Source organism: Pseudomonas sp. AP42, from assembly GCF_001728935.1.
In the GTDB taxonomy this organism is placed as follows: domain Bacteria; phylum Pseudomonadota; class Gammaproteobacteria; order Pseudomonadales; family Pseudomonadaceae; genus Aquipseudomonas; species Aquipseudomonas lactis.
Genome location: NZ_LYSO01000035.1, coordinates 33322 through 43146, shown reverse-complemented (window position 1 = coordinate 43146; position 9825 = coordinate 33322). Strand labels below are relative to the sequence as shown.

Sequence of the window (9825 nt, the reverse complement as noted above, 5' to 3'; positions counted from 1 at the left end):
AAGTGGCGCACTTTTTCGAGGGGGCATTCACTGTGTGGGAATTGGTCAAATCCGGCGGTTGGATGATGTTGCCGATCATTCTGAGTTCCATCGCTGCACTCGGCATCGTTGCCGAACGCCTGTGGACCCTGCGCGCCAGTCGCGTCACCCCTGAGCATCTGCTGGGGCAGGTCTGGGGCTGGATCAAGAACAAGCAGCTCGACAAGCAGAAACTCAAGGAGCTGCGCGCCAATTCGCCGCTGGGTGAAATCCTCGCCGCCGGTCTGGCCAATTCCAAGCATGGTCGCGAGATCATGAAGGAGTGCATCGAAGAGGCGGCCGCCCGGGTCATCCATGAACTGGAACGCTACATCAACGCCCTTGGCACCATCGCCGCCATGGCACCGCTGCTTGGTTTGCTCGGCACAGTACTCGGCATGATCGATATCTTCAGCTCGTTCACAGGCTCGGGCATGACCACCAACGCAGCGGTCCTGGCTGGTGGGATCTCCAAGGCGTTGATCACCACCGCAGCTGGCCTGATGGTGGGTATCCCTTCGGTCTTCTTCCACCGTTTCCTGCTGCGTCGCATTGATGAACTGGTGGTCGGCATGGAGCAGGAAGCCATCAAGCTGGTGGAGGTGGTGCAGGGCGACCGTGATGTAGACCTGGTCGAGGGCAAAGCGTGAAATTTCGCCGCAAGCAACGGGAAAATGTTGATATCAACCTCGCGTCGTTGATCGATGTGGTGTTCATCCTGCTGCTGTTTTTTGTCGTGACCACTACCTTCACCCGCGAAACCCAGTTGCGTGTCGACCTGCCTGAAGCGGTGAGTGGCTCGCCTGCCGAAGACCAGCAAGTCAAGCAACTGGACATCGCTATCAGCGCCGAAGGGGTGTTTTCGGTGAATAACCAGTTGCTGGAGAAAAACGACCTTGCCAGCTTGATGGAGGCGTTGCAGAAGGAATCTGGCGGCGACACCCAGTTGCCGCTGTCCATCAGCGCCGATGGCAAGACCCCGCATCAAGCCGTGATCACCGCCATGGACGCTGCCGGCAAGCTCGGTTTCAGCCATTTGCGCATGACCACCGTCGAGGCGGCGAGCCCGCCCTGATGGCCATGTCCGAGCGCTTACTCAAGGCCTGGTACGAGGGCCACCCGGCACTGGCATTGTTGCGGCCACTGGAATCGCTGTATCGCCGCGTGGTGCAACGTAAGCGTGCGCGCTTTGTGGCAGGCGAGGGAGAGATTTATCAAGCGCCGGTGCCGGTGGTCGTGGTGGGCAATATCACTGTAGGCGGCACCGGCAAGACGCCGTTGATCCTGTGGTTGATCGAGCACTGCCGCCGCAGCGGTTTGCGCGTGGGCGTGGTCAGTCGAGGCTACGGTGCCAAGCCGCCGCAGTTGCCGTGGCGGGTCGAGGCCGGCCACAGTGCCGAGGTGGCCGGTGATGAACCCTTGCTGATCGTGCAGCGCAGTGGCGTCCCTTTGATGATCGACCCCGATCGCAGTCGCGCGGTAAAGGCCCTGCTGGCCAGTGAGCCCCTGGACCTGATCCTCTCCGATGACGGCCTGCAGCACTACCGCCTGGCCCGCGACCTTGAATTGGTGCTGATCGATGCCGCCCGTGGCCTCGGCAACCGCCGCTGCCTGCCTGCCGGGCCGTTGCGCGAACCAGTGGAGCGCCTGCACAGTGTGGATGCGGTGCTCTATAACGGTGCCGCCTCGGACCGTGAAGAGGGTTTTGCCTTCCGCCTGCAGCCCACAGCGCTGGTCAACCTGTACAGCGGCGAGCGCCAGCCGGTCACCTATTTCCCGCAGGGCCAGCAGGTGCATGCGGTGGCCGGTATAGGCAACCCGCAACGTTTCTTCAATACCCTTGAAACGCTACACTGGCAGCCGCTGCCCCATGCTTTTGCCGACCACGCGCCCTACAGCGCCGAGGTCTTGAGTTTTACCCCGTCATTGCCGCTGGTCATGACCGAAAAGGACGCGGTGAAGTGCCGCGCCTTTGCCCAGCCCGACTGGTGGTACCTTGCGGTGGATGCGGTACCGTCGCCGGCGTTCGTCGCCTGGTTCGACACGCAGCTGATGCGTCTGCTGCCCAACCGTCTCTTGCCTTAAAACGCTTCTTTCCAGGAAACATTCATGGACACCAAACTGCTCGATATCCTCGCTTGCCCGATCTGCAAAGGCCCGCTCAAGCTCAGCGCCGACAAAACCGAGCTGATCAGCAAAGGTGCCGGCCTGGCTTACCCTATCCGTGATGGCATCCCGGTCATGCTCGAAAGCGAAGCCCGTACCCTGACCACCGATGAGCGCCTGGATAAATGACCACCGCCTTTACCGTTGTCATCCCCTCGCGCTATGCCTCGACGCGCCTGCCGGGCAAGCCGTTGCAAATGATCGGCGACAAGCCGATGGTCCAGCTGGTGTGGGAGCAAGCGTGCAAAAGTAGCGCCGAGCGGGTGGTGGTGGCTACCGACGACCCGCGTATCATCGAGGCGTGCAAAGGTTTTGGTGCCGAAGCGGTACTGACCCGCGAAGACCATAATTCCGGCACTGACCGCCTGGCCGAAGTGGCGACAAAGCTTGGCCTGGCGCCCGACGCCATTGTGGTCAACGTGCAAGGCGACGAGCCATTGATCCCTCCGGGTGTCATCGACCAGGTCGCCGCCAACCTCGCAGCCCATGGCGAGGCGCGTATGGCGACCCTGGCCGAACCGATCGAAGACATCGAGACGCTGTTCAACCCGAACGTGGTGAAAGTGGTCAGCGACATCAATGGCCTGGCACTGACGTTCAGTCGCTCCACCTTGCCGTGGGCGCGGGATGCCTTTGCCAAGAATCGCGACGTGTTGCCGGAGGGCGTGCCATATCGCCGCCATATCGGCATCTACGCCTACCGCGCCGGTTTCCTGCATGATTTTGTCAGCTGGGGCCCGTGCTGGCTGGAAAATACCGAATCCCTCGAACAGCTGCGCGCCTTATGGCACGGCGTACGCATCCATGTGGGCGATGCGTTGGAAGCGCCGCCGGCGGGTGTCGACACCCTGGAAGACCTCGAACGCGTCCGTCGCCTGCTGGGCGCCTGATGGAAGTTCTGTTTGTATGCCTGGGCAATATCTGCCGCTCGCCCACCGCTGAAGGCGTGCTGCGCCATAAATTGCGTGAGGCGGGCCTGGCCGGCCAGATCGAGGTGGCGTCTGCCGGCACCGGGGAATGGCATGTCGGCAACCCGCCGGACCAGCGCAGCCAACGTGCGGCACTGGGGCGTGGTTACGACCTGTCATCCCAGCGTGCCCAGCAGGTCAGCCGCGCCGACTTTGCCCGCTATGACCTGATCCTGGCCATGGACAACAGCAACCTGCGCAACCTCAAGGCCATGCAGCCGGGGCAGGGCAAGGCGGAGCTGGATCTATTCCTGCGTCGCTTTGATGGCGAAGTGGACGAGGTGCCAGACCCTTACTATGAAGGTGAGCAAGGTTTCGAACGGGTCCTGGACCTGATCGAACGCGCCTGTGATTTATTGGTGATCGAATTGAAGGGGCGGCTATGACCTTGCAAGTGCTTGCGCAGGTATCGCTCAAGCCATTCAACAGCTTTGGCATCGATGTGAGCGCGCAATTGTTCGCCGAGGCCCACAGTGATGCTGACGTGCGCGAGGCCATCGCCTATGCCTCGGCACACGCGGTGCCGTTGCTGGTGATCGGTGGCGGCAGCAATTTACTGTTGACCCAGGATATTCCGGCGCTGGTGTTGCGTATGGCGACCCAAGGCATTCGCGTGCTGAGCGACGATGGCACGCACGTGGTGGTCGAAGCCGAAGCGGGTGAAGCCTGGCATCCGTTTGTGCTGTGGACGCTTGAACACGGCTTCTGCGGCCTGGAAAACCTCAGCCTGATCCCCGGCACTGTCGGTGCCGCGCCGATGCAGAACATCGGTGCCTATGGCGTAGAGATCAAGGATGTCTTCGCCGGCCTAACCGCGCTGGATCGCCAGACGGGTGAACTGCGGGACTTCAGCCTCGACGAATGCAACTTTGCTTACCGTGACAGCCTGTTCAAGCACGAAGTCGGGCGTTGGCTGATCCTGCGGGTACGCTTTGCCCTCAGCCGCGCCACTCACCTGAAACTCGACTACGGCCCGGTGCAACAGCGCCTGACCGCGCAGGGCGTCACCCACGCTACGCCAAGCGATGTGAGCCGCGCGATCTGCAGCATTCGCCGCGAGAAACTGCCAGACCCGGCAGAGCTGGGCAATGCGGGCAGCTTCTTCAAGAATCCGCTGGTGCCCCAAGCCCTGGCTGTGGAGCTGCAAAGCCAGTATCCAGACATGGTGGCCTATCCTCAGGCCGACGGCCAAATGAAACTCGCCGCCGGCTGGCTGATCGACAAGGCCGGTTGGAAGGGCTTCCGGGAGGGCGATGCGGGCGTGCACAAGCTGCAAGCGCTGGTGCTGGTCAACTACGGCACCGCCACCGGGCAGGAGATTGCCCAGCTGGCGCTACGCATCCAGCAAGATATCTTCACGCGCTTCAAGGTCCAGCTGGAAATGGAACCCAATCAGTACTGAGCTTTATCGGGCCTGAAAATGAAAATGCCCCGTATCTTGCGATACGGGGCATTTTTTATGGCGCTGGCTGATCAGTCATCGCGGCTCATGATGCCGAAGATCTGCAACAGGCTGATGAACAGGTTGTAGATCGACACATACAGGCTGATGGTCGCCATGATGTAGTTACGCTCACCGCCATGGATGATGGCGCTGGTCTGGAACAGGATGCACACCGAGGAAAACAGCACAAAACCCGCGCTGATCGCCAGTTGCAGGCCGCTGATCTGGAAGAACATGCTGGCCACCACCGCCGCCAGCAGCACGAAGAAACCTGCGGTGATGAAGCCACCCAGGAAGCTCATGTCCTTACGGCTGATCAGCACGTAGGCCGACAGACCACCAAACACCAGGGCGGTCATGGCAAATGCCGAACTGACCACTTCCGCACCGCCGGCCATGCCCAGGTAACGGTTAAGGATCGGGCCGAGGATAAAGCCCATGAAACCGGTCAAGGCAAACGCCGACACCAGGCCCCAGGCCGAGTCACGCAGCTTGTTGGTCAGGAAGAACAGACCGTAGAAGCCGATCAACACGACAAAGATATTCGGGTAACCGACTCGCATCTGCTGGGCCACGTAAGCCATCACGCCGCTGAATGCGAGGGTAAGGGCGAGCAAGCCGTAGGTGTTGCGCAACACGCGGCTGACTTCAAGCTGCTCAGCCTGCGCGTTGCCATTCACTGCGTAATTCTGTTCGCGCATGGCGACACTCCTTCAGTTTTGAAACGTTCAGTCGCAAAGATCATAACAGACGCCCTGTAACAAGCGATGCAGAGAGTTTGACAGTGTGTTTCATTCGGGTATTATGGCGCCCGCTGACACGGGATGGGCTACTATAATCCTGTGATGCACAAGGGAAATTGGCAGAGTGGTTGAATGCACCGGTCTTGAAAACCGGCGAACGTTAATAGCGTTCCCAGGGTTCGAATCCCTGGTTTCCCGCCAAGATTCACACAAAAGCCCCGCGATTGCGGGGCTTTTGCGTTTTCGGGGTTTGGATAGGCAGAGTCGGTTTCTGAGAGGGGTTCCGAAACTTTCGGTTAGGCGTTCCGAAACTTTGTCTATTTGGAGGGTTTAGCGGTGGCGCCGATCCGCCTGTAAACCCGCTTGGTGATCTCCTGTTTGCTATGTCCCAGCAGTAGACTTGCGTCGCCAATATCGACAATTTCCGATGCGGCCTTGGGCCGAATGTCACGAAACTGAAACCCTCCAATTTTTGCTGCGAGCATTGAGTCCCCCTGATCCAGTGCGTTCTGCTGTGCCTGTTCCCGTGCCTTGTCCCATCGTAAGCGCAACATGCCCTTCGTCATCCTCTTCCCGTACTTGTTGATCAGCAGGTATTTGGATGAGTGGTGAGCGTTTCTTTCTGTTATTTCTCGAACTAATTTCCCGAGGCTGTTTTCCCCGGCGTCCGTTTGCATCAAGATTCTGAGCTTTTGTCCTGTTTTACCTTGGGTGACCAGGAAGTAATCGCCATCGATGTCGTCGCTACGCATTACGATCACGTCAGCTGGCCGCTGGCCTGTCAGATACGCCAGATCCATTGCTTCCCTTAGCTCCGGTCCTGCGGTCCCGTAAACTGCATCCCAAACTACTGCATTGGCGTAATAGTCGCGTGGCACCTCCTTATTCTTCCTGACGCCTTGGCATGGATTCTCCCGCTCGGTAAGTCCCCATTCGCGTGCCATATTAAACACGTGAGAAAGAAGGGCGATTTCCCGGTTGGCCCTAACCTTGGCCGTACGTGCATCACGATATCCTGCAATATTGGCCGGAGTGATGGAATCGATGGGGGCGCCGTCGAATGTGGGTCTTAGCTGTTTTAGTTCGGCCAGATTGTCTTTCTGGGTACGCTCGCCCTTTTTCGGTATGACGTCGCGGACGTACCGATCAAAGATCCCCCTCATGATCGTCAGGTCTGCTGGCTTTTCCTTGGCCTCAAGTTCTGCCCACTTCAATCGAGCCTTGTTGAGGTCCCCTCCAAGCGGGATCTCCTTTCCAGTTGCATCCCTGTAGTAATAACCGACCCACACTTTGCCGTTCTTGCGGGGCCGCTTGCGGCGCACCATGCCAGGCGGCAAGTCCCTGTTTTCTGTGTTTCGAGGTCGCATTTCAGTTAACTCTAGAGAAGTCTGGTGTCCAAACTGGTCGAGTCAACTGAGGGCTTTGGTCGACTAGTATTGGATTGGTCATGCCGAACTTCATGCGAGCGTACATGCGGCCAACTAATGGTCGGCCGCCCCGGCTCTCGATGAAGACCCAACTGCGTTCTTTGAGCCATCTCCGCTGGTGGGCTCGCTGTTTATAGCCAGTAAGGTCGGCCAGTTCTTCGTCTGACAGGATTTCGGCTTCGATGGTTTTGACGGGTAGATGGGGCTTATACCCCAAGGCAGGCTGCGCGAGCGGGTGAGCTGGAGCGGTTAGCGTTGCATCACTGAGCGCTGCCCCGCGCAGCTTGTCGTGGGGTGTAAGTGCCCCGGCGGTGGCTCTGGAAGGAGCAATAATGCCTGCTGCTGCGCAGCAGAGACTGTTTGTTTCTAGCGTGTCGCCACTATTTGCAGTGCGGAGCAAAGCGGACAAGGCGCTGGTGCTGTTCTGTTGGTTCTTCATGCCGCTTTCCTCCGGTGTTCGATAGCGAGTTGGTCCATCAGGCGCTGGTGGTAGGTGTCGCGGGCTTCTGCTGCAGACCAGGGGCGGATGGTCTCAACAATGGGTTCGATGCCGACCAAACAATCCCAGATAGCCGGATCGGGTGGCATGAGGTCGCGACGTTCGGTAGCCAGCGTTATCAGGTTGGCCTTGTGGACGCAGGCGGGGAGTTCTGGTGCTATGCCGAACCGATCACAGACGCGCCACCAGATACAGTCCTCGAAGTGCTCATAGGCACTTATCCATTGCTTGAGTGGCCGCGTCATGTCGCCCAGGTATGCCTCGGGTGCGTCATGAAGTAAGGCCGCGAGTTTGTGTTCTTCCGGCACCAGCTCGGCGACGATGCAGCTGTGCTGTGCCACGCTGTAGAACTCGCGGGTGTGACCGTTGAAGCGGCACAGGTGGGCCAGTGCGTGCGAGATGTCTCGTGGGTCGATCATGTCGGCGTCGGGTTCGAGCAGGTCAAAGTGTTTGCCTGAATGGGTCAGGATCCAGTTCATGCTGCGTCTCCCAACTCGAATGGATCCAGCTGGGCAGCCATGTTCAGCGCCTTGTCACGTAAGGTAAGTGCTTGAGTTGCCTGGCTGTCAGATCTCACCGCACGGAAGGTGTCGGCCGCGAGCTTGAGCTTTTCGGCAATGGCTAACAGGGTGAGGCGATCCAGTGGCTGATGGTCCAATATCAGTTGCAGGCGCCGACACCGCTCGGAGATCTGCTCCAGAGCGGTAGAGCCCGCTGACTCCCCCTCGTCCATCCCTTCAATAAATCCTTGTGCGTGTCCTTCGTCGTAGCCCTGAGCCAGTCCATCTGTTAAGCCGCCTCTGTAGCCGACCCAATAAAGGATCGCGAGCGCGATAACGATGGTGATCAGTGCGCAGATTTGAATTACGGTCATGTGGTGTGCTCCTGGTGATTTGTTGGCTGGTGGTGGCAGCCGTTGGTGTTACTGCTCTGGCTCGGTTGAATCAGTCTGTGGTCGCGGCATGTCCTCATCCGCCCTGTAGGCCCGGATATCGATCAGTGCCGCGACATGCTTGATGTGGGCATACCTCAACGCCTTGACGCTGTGATCCAGGGTGGTCACCGGCAGCTGAATACGGCCGCTGTTGATCGCCTCAGTGAAAGTCTTCTCGTTGAGGTTCTTGAAGTAATGCACGCGCAGCTTTTCCAGTGGGATAAGCACGTCGCCAAAGAGTTGGTGCAGCATCTCGACGGTTGCGCTATCCGGCGCGGGTTGTAGCCGTAGCGGTGTTTGACTGTTGTTGCTCATGGGCGGCGGCCTCCTTGCGTTTGAGTCGTGAAGGGTGGTTCCAGGCATTCAGGCAGTGGCGTTTGGTCAGCTCCCTCAGATGCTCCGGCACTTCGAGGAGCGCGGCATTGCGCTCCTCGCGTGTGTGCATAGCGACGATCTGGCGGGCGTACTCCCTAGGCCACGTCACGGTTGTCTGCCGGGATGGCTGGTAGTTCAAGGCCCAGCTGACTCGCCAGCCAGGGCATGCCGGCTTGCCGGACCTTCGTCGACTGGCTGTATTGCAATCCGGCCGTCTCGTGGTACCAGTTGCCGTTCTTGATCCGCAGGTATTCCCGGTCCCGTACAGGGAACGCCGGGAGGTTGCGGTCAGTGAGCAAGCCCTTTTCACGCATAAGCGCAATCAGTTTGGGCCGGGTGAGGCCGAAGTACTTGGCGGCTTTATCCAGGCTACGTTCCATCTACGCCTCCTAGGCTGCATGCGCGGCTGGAGTCGCCACGGCTGCCAGGTGAGTGATGGACTCGGCCACCATGGAGTAGATCTCCACGTCACTGCCATACACCGTGAAGCACTTGGTACGTGGCTTCCTGACACCGATGCTCATGATGGTGGTAATGCCAGTGCGGGTCTTATTGCGATGGATTGCCAGGTTGATCGGTTGCTCAAAGCCCATATCGAGGCTGAGCGCGCCGCCGGTTTTTACTAGGTCGAACACACGTTGCTTGTGTTCAATTTCGAATACGCCGTAGCGGCGATCTGAGTGCGGCAAAGACGACAGATCGGTTGGGCTGGTTGGCCCGTTGACGATCTCTTCAATGAAGTCCGCAAGCATAAGGTGCATCTTCTTACTATTGGTCAGGGTCAGCGTGTGGCGTTCGCAGCCCAACTCAATAGTGAAGTGCGTGTCGGCTTTGCGGCGCTCGACTTTCAGGCGGAAGGCTAGGGCCTCACGCTGAACTTCGGTACGCAGCAGGTGGTTGAAGGTTTCGGTCAGGCTCACCTGGGCCTTGAGCAGGGCCAGGGTGCGGTTATCGAGTTTGTACTTGTTCATGCCGCTTGCCCTCCGCCGTTCGGATCGAACGGAGCAGGTGCGTTGCGCTGTTTCAGCTTGGGTTTGGACGGGATGAAGGCGCAGCCGCAGTCTTGTGCCAGGCGGCGGATTTCGAAGATGCGGGAGGGGCTAGCGGCGGCCGGGTGGACGTGCAGGGTGGTTGTGGCGTGCATGGTGTTGCCTCGCTCTGTGGTGGAAGAGTTTGGCGAATATCAACTGTTGGTTGATTTTTGTCAACCGTTGCGATTTTTATGATTTGGGTGACTGATGTCGGATTGAC

At 59.0% G+C, this 9825-nt stretch carries 16 protein-coding genes and 1 tRNA gene; 8 read left to right on the top strand and 9 right to left on the bottom strand.

Features of this window, described 5'->3' with window-relative positions; translation table 11 throughout:
* Positions 1-32: 32 nt before the first annotated feature.
* Genes A7K61_RS15000 through murB form a run of 7 tightly spaced genes read left to right on the top strand, consistent with a single transcriptional unit; the run spans position 33 to position 4554 of the window.
* On the top strand, positions 33-668 hold the full coding sequence (locus tag A7K61_RS15000) for a MotA/TolQ/ExbB proton channel family protein (RefSeq protein WP_034128146.1): 636 nt from the start codon (positions 33-35) through the stop codon (positions 666-668).
* On the top strand, positions 665-1093 hold the full coding sequence (locus A7K61_RS14995; protein ID WP_014718877.1) for a biopolymer transporter ExbD: 429 nt from the start codon (positions 665-667) through the stop codon (positions 1091-1093). Before A7K61_RS15000 ends, A7K61_RS14995 begins: the two co-directional genes overlap by 4 nt.
* Complete coding sequence (lpxK, locus tag A7K61_RS14990; protein ID WP_069557861.1) at positions 1093-2103, top strand: tetraacyldisaccharide 4'-kinase; 1011 nt, start codon at positions 1093-1095, stop codon at positions 2101-2103. Before A7K61_RS14995 ends, lpxK begins: the two co-directional genes overlap by 1 nt.
* Positions 2104-2127: 24 nt before the next feature.
* On the top strand, positions 2128-2313 hold the full coding sequence (locus A7K61_RS14985; protein WP_003174668.1) for a Trm112 family protein: 186 nt from the start codon (positions 2128-2130) through the stop codon (positions 2311-2313).
* Entirely contained in the window at positions 2310-3074 is a 765-nt protein-coding gene (kdsB, locus tag A7K61_RS14980) for a 3-deoxy-manno-octulosonate cytidylyltransferase (protein WP_069557860.1), read from the top strand. Before A7K61_RS14985 ends, kdsB begins: the two co-directional genes overlap by 4 nt.
* The gene (locus A7K61_RS14975) at positions 3074-3538 is read left to right on the top strand and encodes a low molecular weight protein-tyrosine-phosphatase (protein ID WP_069557859.1); all 465 of its coding nucleotides are present in this window, start codon (positions 3074-3076) and stop codon (positions 3536-3538) included. Before kdsB ends, A7K61_RS14975 begins: the two co-directional genes overlap by 1 nt.
* Positions 3535-4554: a UDP-N-acetylmuramate dehydrogenase gene (gene murB / locus A7K61_RS14970; RefSeq protein WP_069557858.1), complete on the top strand. Its 1020-nt coding sequence runs from the start codon at positions 3535-3537 to the stop codon at positions 4552-4554. The genes A7K61_RS14975 and murB overlap by 4 nt, the downstream gene beginning before the upstream one ends.
* 71 nt (positions 4555-4625) lie before the next feature.
* Here murB and A7K61_RS14965 read toward each other — a convergent pair whose 3' ends face one another.
* The gene (locus A7K61_RS14965) at positions 4626-5297 is read right to left on the bottom strand and encodes a Bax inhibitor-1/YccA family protein (protein WP_003192030.1); all 672 of its coding nucleotides are present in this window, start codon (positions 5295-5297) and stop codon (positions 4626-4628) included.
* A gap of 152 nt (positions 5298-5449) precedes the next feature.
* On the opposite strand from A7K61_RS14965, the gene A7K61_RS14960 reads away from it, so the two are divergent.
* Positions 5450-5540, top strand: a tRNA-Ser gene (locus tag A7K61_RS14960).
* A gap of 116 nt (positions 5541-5656) precedes the next feature.
* Here A7K61_RS14960 and A7K61_RS14955 read toward each other — a convergent pair.
* The 8 genes from A7K61_RS14955 to A7K61_RS33170 all read right to left on the bottom strand — a co-directional run bounded on the left by A7K61_RS14955 (position 5657) and on the right by A7K61_RS33170 (position 9718).
* Complete coding sequence (locus A7K61_RS14955; RefSeq protein ID WP_069557857.1) at positions 5657-6706, bottom strand: tyrosine-type recombinase/integrase; 1050 nt, start codon at positions 6704-6706, stop codon at positions 5657-5659.
* Position 6707: 1 nt separating this feature from the next.
* Positions 6708-6950 (bottom strand): DUF4224 domain-containing protein, encoded by a 243-nt coding sequence (locus tag A7K61_RS33175; RefSeq protein WP_069557866.1) that lies wholly within the window; start codon positions 6948-6950, stop codon positions 6708-6710.
* A gap of 251 nt (positions 6951-7201) precedes the next feature.
* Positions 7202-7744: a phosphohydrolase gene (locus tag A7K61_RS14945; RefSeq protein ID WP_069557856.1), complete on the bottom strand. Its 543-nt coding sequence runs from the start codon at positions 7742-7744 to the stop codon at positions 7202-7204.
* Positions 7741-8139, bottom strand: coding sequence for a hypothetical protein (locus A7K61_RS14940; protein WP_069557855.1), 399 nt, complete (start codon positions 8137-8139; stop codon positions 7741-7743). The genes A7K61_RS14945 and A7K61_RS14940 overlap by 4 nt, the downstream gene beginning before the upstream one ends.
* 48 nt (positions 8140-8187) lie before the next feature.
* Positions 8188-8514 (bottom strand): pyocin activator PrtN family protein, encoded by a 327-nt coding sequence (locus tag A7K61_RS14935; RefSeq protein WP_065929207.1) that lies wholly within the window; start codon positions 8512-8514, stop codon positions 8188-8190.
* Positions 8515-8669: 155 nt separating this feature from the next.
* Entirely contained in the window at positions 8670-8954 is a 285-nt protein-coding gene (locus tag A7K61_RS14930) for a phage antirepressor KilAC domain-containing protein (protein WP_069557854.1), read from the bottom strand.
* Between the two features lie 9 nt (positions 8955-8963).
* Positions 8964-9545, bottom strand: coding sequence for a hypothetical protein (locus A7K61_RS14925; protein ID WP_069557853.1), 582 nt, complete (start codon positions 9543-9545; stop codon positions 8964-8966).
* Positions 9542-9718 carry a hypothetical protein gene (locus tag A7K61_RS33170; RefSeq protein ID WP_171905476.1) on the bottom strand — a complete coding sequence of 59 codons (177 nt, stop codon included), beginning with the start codon at positions 9716-9718 and terminating at the stop codon, positions 9542-9544. Before A7K61_RS33170 ends, A7K61_RS14925 begins: the two co-directional genes overlap by 4 nt.
* Positions 9719-9825: the final 107 nt, after the last annotated feature.